This is a genomic window from Pedobacter sp. FW305-3-2-15-E-R2A2 (genome assembly GCF_038446955.1).
Lineage (GTDB): Bacteria > Bacteroidota > Bacteroidia > Sphingobacteriales > Sphingobacteriaceae > Pedobacter.
Genome location: NZ_CP151803.1, coordinates 464,009 through 480,614, shown reverse-complemented (window position 1 = coordinate 480,614; position 16,606 = coordinate 464,009). Strand labels below are relative to the sequence as shown.

Genomic DNA, 16,606 nt, shown 5'->3' with positions numbered 1-16,606 from the left:
TTAATTAAAATTACAGTTCTCTACGACCAGTGTTGCTGCCCCTAACAGCCCTGATTCTGTTGATATTTCCGAGACCTGAATATCTGTGTACTCTGCCAGTCTTGGAATACAAAACTCATTGATTGCCTGCTGTATAGGGGCCATTAATATTTTCCCTGCAGTGGCTCCCCTGCCACTTAACACAATTAGTTTTGGATTAATGATGTGGATCAAGGTCGCCAGTCCTTTTCCAATCAGAAAAGCAGCATCTGCGAGAATTGAAACCGCTAAAGGATCCCCCGCCTTGGCTGCTTCGAGAAAATGATCACCCGGCAACTTTGTTTCATCAAGGAACAGGTGCTCAAGACTTGAGCTTACCCCTGAAGCAATTTGCGATTTTGCCCTCTCGACCAAAATCAACAAGGAAGTATCTACCTCCAGACAGCCTCTTTTACCACAAGAGCACAATTTGTTACTTTGAGAAAGTGGTATATGGCTAAATTCACCCGCATATCCACTATGGCCTCTGAACAAACTCCCATTGATTACCATTCCAAGTCCAATTCCCCAGCCAATATTGACAACCATTACATCTTTCAGCCCTTTTCCTGCACCAAATTTCAACTCGGCTAAGGCTATAATACTGGAATCATTGTCTATAAATACCGGAAGGCCAAGTTCCTTGGTCAGGTGATTTTTCAGATTCCCCTCTCCTTTTATCTTAAAAAAGGTATGGTTGATTCCATGTTCAGCATTGACGAAGCCAGGCATTCCTATGCCGACCCCAAGTATTTCCTCGTTTGAAATGCCAGAACTTAAAATATATCCCTTTAAGAATTCCACCAGAGCTTTTGTACTTTCCTGATCATCCCTAAGTGATAGTCTTCGGATTTCAGGCTCTGTTTTCACCTGATTCAGCAAGTCATATATCACCACCTGAGTCACCAGTTGATCCATTGCGACTGCGATTATGTATCTTTGTTTTTGTTGATTTAAAAGGAAAGTAAGCGCCCTTCGACCTCCTGTGGAAGGGGCAAGACCGTGCTCAAGGACATAGCCTTCAGCCATCAGGTCGTTTACGGTCGTCGTCACTAAAGGAAGGCTCTTATGAGTGAGCTTACTTAACTCCATTAAGGTGAGCATGTCATTATAATACAGATGCTTAATCACCTCTCTTCGGAGTTGATGGTATTTTTTCTTTGTGGCGGTCACATGATTAGGTTTGTTAATCAAACTTAAAATATTTTTATGACAAATGCGAGTAACTTATTAATTTTTTTTTTAAGTATACCAAAGAAACATTAAATAATAAAAATCAAAGTATACCAAAAAGAGGCTTAAGAACCCCGGATCGCATATTTTGGATCCGGGGTTTTTAAGATTATACTAAGGCATCCAGTACACCTTATTTAGCGCCTGGGCATTTTGATCCGCGCCACCAGTTGCATTTTTCCAGTTTGCGTTGTTATTCACGCTTTCTTCATTTGGGTATGGAAGTTTATTCACTTTGAATGTAGGATTAAACGAAGGATCTTTTGGTGTCAGGCCCGTCCGTCTTACAATCGACCAAGCCTCTGCAGGCTGGAACATTGTGGCCAACCAGGCTTGTGTTGCAATTTTAGTCAATGCATCATTATCATTTGCACCATTATAAAGCACCGCAGGGTTGGTTAAAAAGGCCGTCATTTGCAGGGCTGTTGGTGGTACAGGTTTGATCAGCCATGCTTTAGAATTATTTGCGTAAGCATACCAGAAATTAACGGAAGAAGTAATTCCTGCTTCATACTCTGTTTTAGCCAAAGCAATATTTTTGCCTACCCCCATTCCTCTTTGATAAATTTCCGCTTTCAGGAAGTGGACATCAGCTTCCGTAATGATCAGATAAGGAAAATAGACCTGATCATATATCGTAAAGAAATTAAAGCTCGCAAATTTATTCCCAGGATCAGATCCAATTGGCCTTCGGCTCGGACTTCCGTCATTTTTGTAAGGTTCACCGCCTTCACTTTCAGAACCATTTTGAAGCTGCGGAACCCACTGATCTGCATTATTGGTTTGAAAGAAAATAAAACATCTCGGATCATAAATTCCTGCTCCGGACGGCGCATCAGAACTTGACATTCGACTCCAAACATTTTTACTCATCCGGATATTGGAAACAGAAGTTTCTCTGAAAGTATACCACTGACGCTCTGTTGATACTCCCGGAGAAACAGATCCCGGCCAGAAACCAAAATTGCTTTTCTCCAGTTTAGTGAGGTCCTGATTGTTAGGCAAAGGTTGGTTTCCGCCGATGATATCATTAATAACCTCAGAAGCCAGGGCCTGTTCTTTATTATAAAGGCGAACAGCGTAGCGTAATCTCAATGAATTTCCGAATTTCTTCCAGGCATCAAAATCACTGTTTAAAAAAGATTCAGAGGCACCAATACTTGTTTGGCCCCCGCTGCTATTCATTCCATTTACCGCAGTCTTCAGATCTGCGAGGACACTTGTATAAATATCCGCCTCTTTGTCGTACGCAGGACGATAGAATTCTATACCTGTATCTCCCAGACCCGCTTGAGTATAGGGAATACTTCCGTAATAGTCGAGCATGTGTAAAGTCTTTGAAGCGATCAGAATGGTCGCCATGTGTTTCACATTATCAAATTCTGCCGGATTAGCTTCCTGAGTAATCCTTTTTAGCAAAGAGCGATAATTTTTTAAACTTGGATAGTATTTATTCCAGAAGCTGGAGCTATAATTCAAATACGGTGTATTTTTATTTTGCACCGCCTGCTGGTTCGTTGAGGAGTAAAATAAACTGATGTAAAGTGTATTGTCCTCATCAGTTACTGATTTCGCCAGTCCATTAAAGAGCCCCGCAACAGTTTGGGTTTCAACACCAGCCTCATTATATGGCCTGTTGATTTCTTCAAATCCTTTTTTGCAGGCCAGGTTACCAGTGATCGTCCAGAAAACCAGCATACCATATATTATTTTTTGATTAAGTTTCATTTTGAATAAGTTTAAGACTAGAATGATGATTTAACAGATAATCCAAATGACCGCACGCGTGGAATAGATGAAAATTCGATCCCCTGCATGTTACCAATACCATTTACGCCTTCGGGATTTAATCCTTTAGGGATGCTGGTATAGATATACAATAAATCACGACCGATTAACGAGACACTCAGGTTCTGAATAAACTTTGTTTTTTGAATCAATGTCTTTGGCACCTGATAGGTTAGCGCCACTTCCCTCAATTTTACCCAGGTATTTTCAAACACTGAGGCTGAACGCGGGACTCCCAGATGATTCCATGAAGCATAGGTGCCTAAATAATACCATGCCGGATTAACCACATTTGTATTTGGTGTTCCATTGGCATATACGCCTCCAAAGCTAATACCGGTATTGGCGGTTGTGCCATCCGGATAAGTCAATGGCAGCCCCCCGCCATTACGTTCTTTTACCGTCTCTTCGAGCAATCCATTTCCCATCGCTGCAGCATAGGTTCCAAAAAAAGTATCCCCACCAATTTTTGCGTCAATCATAGCATACAAGGAAAGGTTTTTATAACGGAATGTGTTGCTGATCCCGCCAGTTAAAAAGGCCTGAGAATTGCCGATCGGAACTTCGTCAGGGGTTAAAACCCATTGCGTTCCTGCTACTCTTTCCACCCCGTTTACCGTATAAGTCAGCACCTGTCCATTTGCCCCCACTGCATCTTTAACTACTTTTTGTCCATCCCTATAGGTAAAGTCTTTACCATAGAGCGTTCCATAATTATCTCCGACATTCACCCTTTGAGAGATCCCATTTCCACCAAAAAAGGTACCCAATTGGAGGTTGTCATTTCCCGGATCCAGGGCCAGCACTTTAGTTCTTGAATGTGCTCCGTTCATAGCTATGCTCCAGGAGAAATCCCTGTTAGCGATAGGCCTGGCATTGATGATGAATTCCAGTCCTTTATTACCCAATGAACCTCTATTGATCTGAACCTCATTAAATCCTGAAGAAATAGGAAGGGAATTGGTTAAGATCTGATTAAAGGTCTTCATACTGTAAGCAGAAAGCTCTACATTAATCCGGTTCTTCAAGAAACCTAAATTTAAGCCCAATTCATATGCTCTCGAACGTTGGGGTTCAATGTTATTCGCTTTTAATTTCAATGGATAGGTTTGTGCAGCCTGCCCGTTATAGGCTTCAGTAGTGATGATATTATGAATGGAATAAGGATCCGTATCGCTTCCGGTCTCCGCATAAGAGAAGGTGATTTTCCCCAGACTCAACCAAGGTGCTGAAGTATCCAAGCCTTTAATGCCCTCTGAGAAGACATAGCTTAAATTTGCAGAAGGATAAAAGTAAGAGTTTGAGCCATTCTGAAGTGTCGAAGACCAGTCATTACGGCCCGTTACCTGCAAGAAAAGATAATCCTTATAGGAAAGATCAAGGAAACCAAATGCAGAATTTATTTTTCTTTTGTACCGTAGCTCAGGGACATAACCGTCAAAATTCTCGAATTTAGATCCATTGTTGATCGCAAAAACAAAAGGTTTAATAAAATCCCCATTTGTACGACTACTGACCATATAATCATTTCTGTAGTAAGATTCAACTCCTCCGGTTAAACTTCCATTGATAGATTTATCGAATAAGTTCTCCTTATGCAATCTGAAAAGCGCGCTTAAATTCCTGTTTAGACTTTTGGCCATGGATTCTTTATACGCCCCAACTGTACCCTGAATGTTCTTTGGATACTCCCTAATCTCTGTTACATCATTAGAGTTGTCTAATCCCCCCTGAGCAGTAAGGTTAAGCCAATCCGTAAGATCAGCCGTTACCTTAATTCCCCCTGTTAACTGGTTTCTATTAAAATTGGTATTGTTCTTATAAATGTTCCAGAAGGAATTGGCCATATAAGAATAATAAGGATATTGAACAGTACTTCCTGGAAAATTAGCTTTAGAATTCACGTCTCTCTGAGAGCCGTTTAATGCAAAATTATTCATTTCTTCCACGTCCGATCTGAAATCACGGGTAGCTGCGTAAGAAAATCCTGCAAGATAATTACCGGAGCCTACCGGGGGTGTATTCAAGCGTTCAAAATTCACATAACTACCAGTAACCTCCGCAGAGACTTTTTTACTCACCTTTATGGTTGAACCGATATTAAACGTATTTGATCCGAAATTACTATTCAGGATATTTGCTTTGGTATAATCACGGGTATAGGAGAAACGAGCGGTTCCAAAATCCCCGCCACCTGATAAAGCCACATTATGTTGTGAGACATTTCCATCTGGAAAATAAGGCTTCCAGTTGTCCGGTTGCGCAGAGTAAGGCCTCAGCACGCCGTCATACCACAAAATTGGCTGATTATCAAACTTTGGTCCCCATGACAATCCGCTAGGAAAAGAAAACAAGTCCCATGCTTGTACACTATTGTTGTATGGTAGCATTCCATATGCTCCTGTCTTATAATCCCCTGCTGCATAGGTTCCGGTGTAAGTTCCGATCTGATAACGCTGTCCGGCTCCATTGGTTGGAAATTGTTTTCCCTGATCAGCGGTCCACAATGAACCCACCAGACCAGAACCATATTCGTTCTGAAAATTCAGAAATTCATAGGCTTTAGTTGACCTTACCGCATAAGAATAATCTACTCCAAGTCCATCTCTCTTTTCCCCTTTTTTTCTGGTGATGAGGATCACGCCATTGGCCCCCCTTGCACCGTAAAGCGCCGCCGCTGCCGGTCCTTTCAAAACGGTAATGTCTTCGATATCTTCAGGATTAATAAAATTCATTCCAGTACCCCAGTCGTTATAAGCAGCTACATCCGAACCTTGTTTCGTTCCCGAAGCGCCACCTCCTCCATTATTCGGACCACTGTTGAGCGGATCATTATTAATCGCAACTCCATCCACAATGATTAAAGCACGGTTTTCTCCGGTAAGCGATGTATTTCCACGAACAACGATTCTTGAGGAACCGCCTTCGACGCCTCCAGAAGCCTGGCTAATGTTTAGACCAGCTACTTTACCCATTAAACCCTGTGCGATAGTTGGCGCCTGAGCAACGGTCAGATCTTTGCCCTTTACACTCTGCGCAGAATAGCCCAGAGATTTCTTATCTTTTTTTAGTCCTAATGCGGTCGTAATGGTGACCTCTGTCAGCGTAGTCTCGTCATTTGCGAGTGTCACGGTTACCACTCCTGAGCTACCTATAGTGATTTGTTTCGTCACCAGCCCTATTGAACTGAAGCTTAATACTTCTCCAGCGCTGGCAGCAATCGCGAAATTACCACCTGCATCTGTAGAAGTTCTGACCTGAGTTCCTTTGACAGTAACGGTTACCCCTGGTAGGGGTTGGCCCTGCTGATCCATTACCTTACCGGTAATCTTAGTCTGGGCATAAGTTGTTGCTGCCATGAGGCAACACAACAAAATGCAGAAGCATTTTAAGTACAATTGTTTCATAATGGTTTAGGTTAGTTGAAAGACTGCGTTCTAAATAGTTGATACTTTATGTTATTAATTGAATTCACAATTTTCTAAATACAAGCACACCGACCTGTCGGCAACATTTCCTCAAACTCCACACATTAATGCTTGTAGTTCCCTTAATCTGTTCAATGTGGTAAGCATCAGCGTCCTACCTTCCCCAGAAAAAGATGAGATTCCCGTTTCTCATCTTAACATTGTAACACGATTGTAATATTTGGTTATATAAACTTAATTTTAATTTTTCAAAAAAAATAGAACTTTTTAATTTTATTTTTAAGTTTAACCAACTTTTATTTTAAAAAACCAAATAATAGCCATTTTATATAGTGATAATGAAGTTATTCACTAAAATTTTCATCAAAAAAAAGCGGATGATGCAACTGCATCATCCGCTTTTAACCTGATAATTAAGGGTTAATGTATTCCTTTAAGCAATCTGTTCCACCTGATTTTACTGAAGAAAGAGCCATTAGTATCATAACTCATCCAGATGAATAAAGCTTTTCCAACAATATGATCTTCAGGAACGAAGCCCCAATAGCGTGAATCCGCTGATTTATGGCGGTTATCTCCCATCATCCAATAGTAGTTCATTTTAAAGGTATAGCTATCGGCAGGAACGCCATTAATCAACCAGCCTTTACCTGACTTCTCTACTTTATTTCCTTCGTAAATGCGGATACTTCTTTCGTAAAGTGGCATCGTTGCACTATCCAGCTTCACTGTCCAACCTTTCTTAGGAAGAATGATCGGACCAAAGTTATCTACATTCCAGTTTCTATTCGGATCATAAGGAAAAATATCTCCATCTCTTTTTTGATCAACTTCCGTCAATTCTTTTACAGATTGAACAAAGTCCAGTTTGCGAACTTTTTCCATCATCGGTTCTGTACCTGTAAACTGGTAAGAATTCTGACTCATAGGAGCGATATCTTCAGAAACATTAAAACCGATCTCCTCAAAGACGCCAAAATTAACATCCTGAGTTTTAAATACAACTTCATAACCGATCTGTCCGGTATTTTTTAACTTTTCTGGTTTTCCATTCAGGTACACCAATCCGTTTTTCATACTGACCGTATCACCTGCGATTCCGATGCATCGCTTAATATAATTCTCTCTTTTATCCACCGGGCGACTAACAATGGTAAACTGACTGTTTACCTGCTTCCAGCCTAACGATCTAACCATTTGGTAATAATCCTGATCCTGATATTCCAGTGCTACTGTATCTCCCTGGGGATAGTTGAACACAACAACATCATTTCTTTTAATATCGGATAATCCTGGTAGCCTGCGGTATTTCCATTCAATGCCATCCCAATAAGCTTTTGTGCCGGTGATTGGCATGGTATGGTGCGCAAAAGGAAAAGCAACCGGAGTCATAGGAATTCTCGCTCCATAGTTCACTTTACTGACAAACAAAAAGTCGCCCACCAATAACGACCGTTCCATGGAAGCGGTAGGGATGGTATAGGCTTCAATAAAAAACACCCTGATGATCGTGGCAGCTATTACCGCAAATAAGATGGCATCAAACCACTCACGGCTTTTAGTTTTTTTCTTTCTTGGCTTGGCATCATTGTTTTTTTGCCAGAATTTCCAATTCATAATCTTTATTTAAAATTAAATATATCGGCTATGTTATAAAAGCCTTGTTTATTTTGCAACCACTCCGCTGCAACTATAGCACCCAAAGCAAAACCCGCACGACTATGTGCGGTATGTTTCAATTCGATATCATCTACCTCAGAACTATACACTACGGTATGCGTTCCAGGGACATTCTCAATCCGGTGTGACTCGATCAACACCTGTTCTTTTTTAATAACATCTTCAAAAGGACTTCCGACCAATTCGTTCACCCATTCTGTCTTACCATCCAGCTCTTCTATGATTCCTTCTGCAATTGTCATTGCGGTTCCACTTGGAGAATCCAGTTTTTGTGTATGGTGAATTTCCTCCACCTGCACATCATAAGCAGGAAAGTTGCTCATCAATTTTGCCAACACTTTATTCACATGAAAAAAGATATTCACCCCTATGCTAAAGTTTGATCCATATAGCAAGGTATTGTTACTGCTCAAGCATTGGTCTTTTACTTCCTGTAATTGTCCATACCAACCTGTAGTTCCTACGACAATTGGAAGGTTAGCCTCAAAACAAGCGTAAATATTACTTATAGCTGCATCAGGAGCACTAAAGTCAATCGCAACATCAGCCTTAGATAGATTAGCCTTGTTCAGATCATCCAGGTTATCTGCATTAATTTTTAAAACCACTTCGTGGCCTCTTTCCAGTGCAAAACGTTCAATAATTTGCCCCATTTTACCATAACCCAATAATGCTACTTTCATCGTTGCTTCTATTTGTATTTTCGTCTTTATTTTATAAAATCTTTTTTTAAAAACTAAGGGTAACCTTGAATCCCGGTGCAGGTGTATTTAGACCATACATCGTATTGGTATTCATATTGATCACCGTTGGTGAAAATTTAACCGCCACATCCCCAACATCAAAATATTTTAACCGTGCATCAATATACGCTTCCACAACATTTAGGAGGTATAAGCCGGCAAAAGAGAAGATGATGATTTGCTTGTTTCTCTTAAATAGATCTTTGGCACTCACCATTCCTTGTTCTTCTACTGATCTATAAAGTTGATTCCTACGTTGGCCCGGATTTGCCAAACGGAAATTAAGTTCATCCAGAACTTCATGATAACTCTTATTGTTGTCTATATAAGAAAGGGTGAGTAAAGTTGCGCCCGTATAAATTCCGGCTACTTTTAGTCCTCTATAGAAGGTAAATCCATTCCTGATCTGCCCCAAACCGGGCAGCATTGCAGAACGAAGCATTGCCCGGCGGCCTGCGATTTTACCAGGATTTACATATTTTGGTTTTAAGGTATCTACTTTTTTTGCAACGGGCTGCAAAGTTGTGCTATCCTTTTTATTGACCAATACTTCCTGCGATTTCGCCCCAAAAGAAGAAAGGAACAATAATACCGATAACAGAAAAATCTTTGACATTACCAATCCAATAATTCTAAAATTCTGCTCAGATCATCCTCAGACATGAAAGGAATTTCAATTGCTCCTTTACCATTCTCTCCTACTTTGAGTTTGACTTTAGTTGCAAATTTAGAAGCCAGGTCCCTTTGCAACTTCTGATATTCGAAAGACACCCCTTTAGGTTGTCGCTGAAACTTAGATTTTACTTCAACACTGTTAATGCTTCTTACCAATTCCTCGACCTTTCTGACAGAAAGACCTTTATCAATAATTTCCTGATGGATAAAAAGTTGTTTATCGACTTCTTCAACATTAATCAATGCACGGGCATGTCCCATAGAGATCTTCTGATCGCGGATAGAGATCTGAATTACAGGTGGCAATTTCAGCAAGCGAAGGTAATTAGTCACTGTAGTCCGGTTTTTACCGACACGTTCTCCTAATTGCTCCTGTTTCAAATTACACTCCTCCAGCATTCTTTGAAAACTCAGTGCTACCTCAATGGCATTCAGGTTTTCACGCTGGATATTTTCTATAAGTGCCATCTCCAGCATTTGCTGGTCATTGGCGCTTCGTACATAAGCGGGGATTTCGGTCAGACCTGCAAGCTTGGAAGCCCGTAATCTTCGTTCACCTGAGATCAGCTGATATCTGTTTCCAGTCTGTTTCCTCACCGTAATTGGCTGGATCAGTCCCTGAATTTTGATGGATTCTGAAAGTTCAATTAAAGCAACCTGATCAAACTCCGTGCGCGGCTGGAAGGGGTTGGTATCAATATCAGAGATCTTAATATTCCCGATAGCACTGTTATTGCCGGTTTCCTGCCTGGTTTCGCTGACAGGGTTAACTCCATTTTTCGGTGGATTAACCGAGTCGCTGTCATCTAAAAGCGCACTCAACCCTTTACCTAAACCTGTTTTTCGCTGAAAAGATGTCATTAAGATAATTTTATATAATTGCTGTATTTACATCCTGCACTTCTTTTACCAATCCGTTTTTACGGACGATTTCCCGTGCCAGGTTCAGATAGTTAATCGCCCCTTTACAATTTGCATCGTGCATAATTACAGAAATTCCATAACTAGGCGCTTCACTCAAACGTGTATTTCTTTGGATGATCGTTTCAAAGACCAGATCCTGAAAATGGGTTCTTACTTCCTCTACTACCTGGTTTGACAAACGTAAACGAACGTCATACATGGTTAGTAAAATACCTTCAATTTCCAGTTCAGTATTTAAACGATTTTGAACAATTTTAATTGTATTCAATAATTTCCCTAATCCTTCAAGAGCGAAATACTCACACTGAACAGGAATAATCACCGAATCCGCAGCAGTAAGTGCATTAATGGTAATTAGCCCCAGAGAGGGTGAGCAATCAATGATGATAAAATCATACTGATCCTTGATTTTCTCCAGAACGGCCTTCATTTTATACTCCCTGTTGTTCAGATTGATCATCTCAATCTCCGCACCGACCAGGTCGATGTGTGCAGGCAATAGGTCTAAATTTGGGGTTTCGGTTTTCTGTATGGCATCCATCGGTTCGATATCATTGATGATACACTCGTAGATGCTGTTTTTTATACTTCTTGGATCAAAGCCAATACCAGAGGTAGAGTTCGCCTGAGGATCTGCGTCAACCAATAAAGTTCTGTATTCCAGTACGGCTAAACTTGCGGCTAAGTTTATAGATGAAGTAGTTTTACCTACACCACCTTTTTGATTTGCCAATGCAATAATTTTACTCATTTATCTTTTTAATAATTACCAATTATTTACTGAAGGCTTGCTGTTTACTTGATTTAAGTCTATAAAAAATGCTATTTTTGTATTGATTCAGGCACATTTTAATGATTAGCTAAGATACAAACAATTTGACACATACGGCATATAGGTCATAAGTGTTTTACACATCTTATTAACAATTTATACATGGTAACTATCATCTCAGGAACAAACAGACCTGGAAGTAATACGCTGAAAGTAGCAAAATATTATCAGAAAGTACTATCAGAAAAAGGATTACAAGCGAATATATTTAGCCTCGAGCAGTTACCCGAAACCCTGATTTCTTCCGATTTGTATGGAAAAAGAAGCCCTGAATTTGAGCCTATTCAGGAACTCATGACCAAAACAAGTAAATTTTTATTCATCATTCCAGAGTACAATGGCAGTTTCCCCGGAGTTTTGAAAACTTTTATTGACGCCTGTCAGTTTCCGGAGAGTTTTTATGATAAAAAAGCTGCTTTGGTAGGCATCTCTTCCGGCAAATATGGCAACATCAGAGGAATTGACCATTTTGGCGGAGTGTGCAGTTATCTTCACCTGAACGTATTGCCTTTAAGGATTCATATTTCTACCATTAAAATGGAGCTAAATGAACTGGAAGACTTTATCAAAGAAGACACTATAAAGTTCACGAATCAGCAAATGGATAAATTTATCGCGTTCTAAAATGTATTAAACCCCAAAGCTACTCCAGTTTTTCCCTTCATTTCCAAAAACAAAATATCCCGGATATAACATCTCTGCAATATCTTCGAGTAAGGAAACCATTTCCTGAGGATCTTTAGCTGCTGCTGCCTGATCATCTAAGAGATAAACTCTATTGTATTCCACCGCCGGCCATTCTTTACTCAGGAGAGAAGGTAAAAGCCCCATCATCTCCAGCATACTCGCCTCCTTTTCTGCGTAAATCAAAACTCTTGCCTGATTAACATCCTCCTGTAAAACGCCTCCAGCATCATTAATGATCCCTTCAAGGTCAGGGTTTAAATGGTTCTGCGTATCCAGACAAGCAACAGTTACGGGCTCCATAAATTTTATTTTATGCTGAATAAGATCCACACGCTCCTGAAGTTCTTCACTCAACGCTTCATTCTCCACCTTATTTATAACCGCATTTAAAAAAGACATATTGATTTATTTATTACTTTGTGCAAAATTAGTATTCCTACACTGATGCATCGTATTATAACACATATTTTTTGCGGATTATTACTTCTGGGCGTTATATCTTGTGCACACCGCAGCTCTGAAAAAGAGAAAAAGGTGTTTAACATGAATCTTGATCAAAACCTTACCTCACTTGATCCGGCATTCGCACGGAACCAGAATGCACTCTGGATGGTCAACCAGATTTTCAATGGATTGGTACAGATAGACAGCAATTTAAATACGCTTCCCTGCATTGCAAAAAGCTGGAAAATATCTGATGACGGTCTGGACTATACCTTTAACCTCAGAGCTGATGTTTATTTCCACGATGACCCTACTTTTCCCGGCGGAAAGGGAAGAAAAGTAATCGCTTCTGATTTTGTATACAGTTTTAACCGGCTGATAGACCCTAAGGTCGCCTCTTCAGGAAGCTGGATCTTTAGTGATAAGGTAAAAGACATTCATAATTTTATAGCCATAAACGATACGACCTTTCGTATTAAACTAATTAAGCCATTCCCCCCATTCCTCAGTTTACTTACGGCGCAATACTGTTCTGTAGTTCCGAAAGAAGTGGTAAGCCATTACGGAAAAGATTTCCGCAGTCATCCGATAGGTACCGGTCCTTTCAAATTCAGGTACTGGAAAGAAGATGAGGTCCTGGTAATGGTAAAAAATGAAAAATACTGGGAGAAAGAAGCAGGTCAGGCTTTACCCTACCTGGATGCCGTAAAGGTCACTTTCATTAGCGATAAGCAGAGTGCATTCATGAATTTCATCAAAAAAGAACTTGATTTCTTCGATAAAGTCGATGGCAGCTACCGTGATGACATCTTAACCAAAAGCGGGAATATGACCCGCAAATACCAGGGGAAATTCAAGCTTCGAAAAGGTGCCTACCTGTGCACTGAGTATGCTGGATTTCTGGTAGATACATCGAAATCTATCGCTAAAAACTCTCCATTGAAATACAAAAAAGTACGGCAGGCAATTAACTATGCCATTGACAAGCCCAAGTTGATTAAATACCTAAGAAATAGCATCGGAATTCCTGCGACTTCAGGCTTTATTCCTCAGGGGATGCCTGGTTTCGACAGCACCGCTGTAAAAGGTTATCACTATGACCCGGATAAGGCTGCAAGATTACTGGCCGAAGCTGGATTTCCAAATGGAAAAGGTATGCCACAGATTACCCTGAGTACTTCGACCACTTATAAAGATCTGATGGAGTTTATCCAGGGAGAGTTGAATGCGATTGGAATAAAGGTAAAAGTTGATGTGAGCCCTAATGCCAGTTTAAGGGATATGATGTCCAAAAATGCAGTAAACTTCTTCAGAGGCTCCTGGATTGCAGATTACGGTGATGCAGAGAACTACCTTGCGATGTTTTACTCCAAGAATAAAGTTCCTGACGGCCCTAACTACACCGGTTATTTCAATAAAGATTTTGATCGCTTATTTGAAAGCAGCTATTATGAAAATGATCCAAAGAAACGATTCCTTCTGAATCAGAAAATGGATAGAATGGTGATCGAATATGCGAATATTGTTCCTATACTATATGATCAGTCCATTGTTATGACCCAAAATAACATCAGCGGATATCCGCTAAATCCATTAAATCTGATGATTCTAAAGACAGTAAAGAAGAAATAAAAAGGCCTTCCCGGCATAACCGAAAAGGCCTTTCAAAGCTTCACTCAGGTCGTTCTTTAGTTCTGAACGCCTCCCATTCCACCTTGGTCTTCTTTCTTCAAATCGTCATTCTTAACACCTTTCTTAGGCTGGGTGAATTTCAATTTACCGAAATTATAGCTCAGGTTGATTCCGAAGGAGCGCAATGGGTAATGGATGTTTGTTTTCTGCTCATAGGTGTCCCCCTGAGCGTTCTTCCCATTGTTTACGGTATTGATCACCAGGTCGCGGCTGAATGGATTCAACACATTCAAACCAATGGTAGCCTTTTTCTTCCAGATTTCTTTCTTCAATGCTCCACCGTAGAAATACATTGCATCCGTTTTCCCCTGGAATGTGCGGCGTGGAGAATTGATGACTCCCCAGATCTCGGTATTCCAACCACCCGGGAACGCATAGGCAGAACGCGCAAAGGCGGTATAATTCAGGAATGTACCCGTATTTACTTTATTCGTTGAACTGCCATTATTTACGTTATAAGTATTCAAACCAACATTTGCCATTAAGGTCCATTTTGGTTTTGGGTTATAACTTCCAAAGATGTTCATCCCATAGGACTCACTTCTTCCGACGTTAGTATAACTGGTTAGAAATGCTTGCGGTGTTCCTGGAACAGTAGGAAGAGGGGTCACAATGCTTTCAATCACATTTTTTGTTGAACGGTAGAATACGGAAGCATTGATCACAGATCCTTTGATAAAAGTAGAGTACCCCATTTCTATATTATCGCTTAACTCAGGATTCAGATCAGGATTACCTTTCAGGATATTAAACTGATCACTTTTGTTTTCAAATGGATTTAAGTAGAACAAACTCGGACGTTGAATCCTTCTATTATAGCTAACTTTAATCGTACTCGCTCCTTTTAAAGATTGAGAGAGGATCAAACTTGGGAATAAGTTAAAATAGTCATTATCGAATTTTTCTCCAATGCCAGATAATCCATTGATCTTGGTATATTCGGTTCTTAATCCTGCTTTAGCTGTAATTTTTTTGGTCAATTTAAAACCAAGTACCCCATAAGCAGATGCAACATTCTGGTCATAATCGAAATCCTGTATAGCATTACCATAGTTACTGATGATATTTCTGAAGATTCCTTTTACACCTGTCTCAAGTGTGGTTGTCTTGCTAAATGGATAAGTATAATCTGTCTGTACCGTATACTCATTGTTCTTTCCTGTATTTGAGCCAATGTCTAAAAGGTCCGGCCTCCCGTCACTAACCGTTTTATTGGAATAATCACTGGTGTTTCTTCCTGTAGATAACTGAGCAGAGACGCTAAACTCCTCACCCTCCTTTTTGCTTGTTTTTCTATAGTCCACGCTCCAGTCCAGGTTATTAAAACCCATATCCATATCTCTGGTTATAAAAGCAGCAGGATTTCCGTTCGCCTCGCTCGTGGTAGTTCCCGGACCTCCGTTAGAGAACCTATTGATTTTCAAATTGGTACTGATGTTATGGTAATTATTAAAATCATAGTCTATTCCCGCACTACCATTATAACCTACTCTTGACCAGTCAGAAAAACCCTTATTTAGCAAACTCGTCCCTCCTCCTGCCTGTAAGGCAACCACATTTGAAGAGACTACTTTTGAATTTTGAGGATAAGCGTGATTTACACCCAGACTCCCCGTTAAAGACAAACGTCCTGTTTTGGCATTTAAGTTAAAAGCACCGTTGTTTGAACGTGTTCCAACAGAAGTATTTACGCTTCCACTGGTGCCTTCTGCTGATTTCTTTTTAGTAATGATATTGACAATTCCCCCTGAACCTTCTGCGTCGTATTTTGCCGAAGGACTGGTAATCACCTCCACACTTTTGATCTGTTCCGCAGGAATCATTTTAAGCGCATCTGCAACACTATTCGCCATCGTTCCCGAAGGCTTACCATTGATCAGTACTCTTACTGAGCTCCCTCTCATTTGAAGGTTACCATTTACATCGACAGATAACATTGGCACCTTACGCATCACATCAGTAGCATCTCCACCTGCATTGGTAATGTCTTGTTCTGCATTATAGACCAACTTATCCACTTTATTTTCAATCAAGGCTTTTTGCCCACTGATTTCCACCTCTTTCAGGTTACTTGCTGTTGAACTCAGGTAAATTGTTCCCGCATTTAAATCAGGTTTTTCAGGTGTGGTTTTTACGATTATCACTTTTGTTTTATAGCCCATAAAACCAATAGACAATTTGTATTCTTCAGGACTAACATTAGACAATGTTAGCTTTCCACGTTCATCAGTTACGGCTCCGTTTACAGACTTATTATCTTTGGTTTTGAGTAAGGATACTGTTGCGTAATCGATTGGTTTTTTGCTAGCCGAATCCAGGATTATTGCGGTAATCCTCCCTGTAACCATCTTTTTTGCTGGTCCTCCCATCGGAAACTGCGCCTTCGCCCCGAACATTAAAATTATCCCAGCAAATAATAGTATAGATTTTTTCATAATAGTTTTCATTTCTTCAATTAGTCT

Annotated in this window: 12 protein-coding genes; 2 read left to right on the top strand and 10 right to left on the bottom strand. The window is 40.3% G+C overall.

The window, feature by feature from the left end:
- The 8 genes from AAFF35_RS01920 to AAFF35_RS01885 all read right to left on the bottom strand — a co-directional run bounded on the left by AAFF35_RS01920 (position 1) and on the right by AAFF35_RS01885 (position 11,240).
- On the bottom strand, positions 1–1,212 hold the full coding sequence (locus AAFF35_RS01920; RefSeq protein ID WP_342330629.1) for an ROK family protein: 1,212 nt from the start codon (positions 1,210–1,212) through the stop codon (positions 1–3).
- A 153-nt stretch (positions 1,213–1,365) separates the two neighbouring features.
- Entirely contained in the window at positions 1,366–2,979 is a 1,614-nt protein-coding gene (locus tag AAFF35_RS01915; protein ID WP_342330628.1) for a SusD/RagB family nutrient-binding outer membrane lipoprotein, read from the bottom strand.
- Between the two features lie 17 nt (positions 2,980–2,996).
- A complete protein-coding gene (locus tag AAFF35_RS01910; protein WP_342330627.1) occupies positions 2,997–6,398 on the bottom strand; it encodes a SusC/RagA family TonB-linked outer membrane protein in 3,402 nt (1,133 codons plus the stop codon).
- A gap of 489 nt (positions 6,399–6,887) precedes the next feature.
- Positions 6,888–8,084 (bottom strand): signal peptidase I, encoded by a 1,197-nt coding sequence (lepB, locus tag AAFF35_RS01905; protein WP_342330626.1) that lies wholly within the window; start codon positions 8,082–8,084, stop codon positions 6,888–6,890.
- Positions 8,085–8,089: 5 nt separating this feature from the next.
- Complete coding sequence (gene dapB / locus AAFF35_RS01900; protein ID WP_342330625.1) at positions 8,090–8,830, bottom strand: 4-hydroxy-tetrahydrodipicolinate reductase; 741 nt, start codon at positions 8,828–8,830, stop codon at positions 8,090–8,092.
- 46 nt (positions 8,831–8,876) lie between these two features.
- Positions 8,877–9,506 (bottom strand): DUF5683 domain-containing protein, encoded by a 630-nt coding sequence (locus AAFF35_RS01895; protein ID WP_342330624.1) that lies wholly within the window; start codon positions 9,504–9,506, stop codon positions 8,877–8,879.
- Entirely contained in the window at positions 9,506–10,426 is a 921-nt protein-coding gene (locus AAFF35_RS01890; RefSeq protein ID WP_074611964.1) for a ParB/RepB/Spo0J family partition protein, read from the bottom strand. Before AAFF35_RS01890 ends, AAFF35_RS01895 begins: the two co-directional genes overlap by 1 nt.
- Positions 10,427–10,436: 10 nt before the next feature.
- Positions 10,437–11,240: an AAA family ATPase gene (locus AAFF35_RS01885; RefSeq protein WP_074611965.1), complete on the bottom strand. Its 804-nt coding sequence runs from the start codon at positions 11,238–11,240 to the stop codon at positions 10,437–10,439.
- 183 nt (positions 11,241–11,423) lie between these two features.
- On the opposite strand from AAFF35_RS01885, the gene AAFF35_RS01880 reads away from it, so the two are divergent.
- Positions 11,424–11,945 carry an NAD(P)H-dependent oxidoreductase gene (locus AAFF35_RS01880; RefSeq protein WP_342330623.1) on the top strand — a complete coding sequence of 174 codons (522 nt, stop codon included), beginning with the start codon at positions 11,424–11,426 and terminating at the stop codon, positions 11,943–11,945.
- 6 nt (positions 11,946–11,951) lie between these two features.
- Here AAFF35_RS01880 and AAFF35_RS01875 read toward each other — a convergent pair whose 3' ends face one another.
- Positions 11,952–12,407, bottom strand: coding sequence for a hypothetical protein (locus AAFF35_RS01875; RefSeq protein ID WP_342330622.1), 456 nt, complete (start codon positions 12,405–12,407; stop codon positions 11,952–11,954).
- Between the two features lie 144 nt (positions 12,408–12,551).
- Between AAFF35_RS01875 and AAFF35_RS01870 the strand changes: the two genes are divergently transcribed.
- A complete protein-coding gene (locus AAFF35_RS01870; protein ID WP_342330621.1) occupies positions 12,552–14,084 on the top strand; it encodes an ABC transporter substrate-binding protein in 1,533 nt (510 codons plus the stop codon).
- A 56-nt stretch (positions 14,085–14,140) separates the two neighbouring features.
- On the opposite strand, the gene AAFF35_RS01865 is transcribed toward AAFF35_RS01870, so the two are convergent.
- Positions 14,141–16,579 (bottom strand): TonB-dependent receptor, encoded by a 2,439-nt coding sequence (locus AAFF35_RS01865; RefSeq protein WP_342330620.1) that lies wholly within the window; start codon positions 16,577–16,579, stop codon positions 14,141–14,143.
- Between the last annotated feature and the right edge of the window lie 27 nt (positions 16,580–16,606).

Excerpts from the sequence above, each read along its gene's own strand:
- AAFF35_RS01915 (WP_342330628.1), bottom strand. The coding sequence starts at position 2,979 with ATGAAACTTAATCAAAAAATAATATATGGTATGCTGGTTTTCTGGACG.
- AAFF35_RS01910 (WP_342330627.1), bottom strand. The coding sequence starts at position 6,398 with ATGGCAGCAACAACTTATGCCCAGACTAAGATTACCGGTAAGGTAATG.
- lepB (WP_342330626.1), bottom strand. The coding sequence starts at position 8,084 with ATGAATTGGAAATTCTGGCAAAAAAACAATGATGCCAAGCCAAGAAAG.
- dapB (WP_342330625.1), bottom strand. The coding sequence starts at position 8,830 with ATGAAAGTAGCATTATTGGGTTATGGTAAAATGGGGCAAATTATTGAA.
- AAFF35_RS01895 (WP_342330624.1), bottom strand. The coding sequence starts at position 9,506 with ATGTCAAAGATTTTTCTGTTATCGGTATTATTGTTCCTTTCTTCTTTT.
- AAFF35_RS01890 (WP_074611964.1), bottom strand. The coding sequence starts at position 10,426 with ATGACATCTTTTCAGCGAAAAACAGGTTTAGGTAAAGGGTTGAGTGCG.
- AAFF35_RS01885 (WP_074611965.1), bottom strand. The coding sequence starts at position 11,240 with ATGAGTAAAATTATTGCATTGGCAAATCAAAAAGGTGGTGTAGGTAAA.
- AAFF35_RS01880 (WP_342330623.1), top strand. The coding sequence starts at position 11,424 with ATGGTAACTATCATCTCAGGAACAAACAGACCTGGAAGTAATACGCTG.
- AAFF35_RS01875 (WP_342330622.1), bottom strand. The coding sequence starts at position 12,407 with ATGTCTTTTTTAAATGCGGTTATAAATAAGGTGGAGAATGAAGCGTTG.
- AAFF35_RS01870 (WP_342330621.1), top strand. The coding sequence starts at position 12,552 with ATGAATCTTGATCAAAACCTTACCTCACTTGATCCGGCATTCGCACGG.
- AAFF35_RS01865 (WP_342330620.1), bottom strand. The coding sequence starts at position 16,579 with ATGAAAAAATCTATACTATTATTTGCTGGGATAATTTTAATGTTCGGG.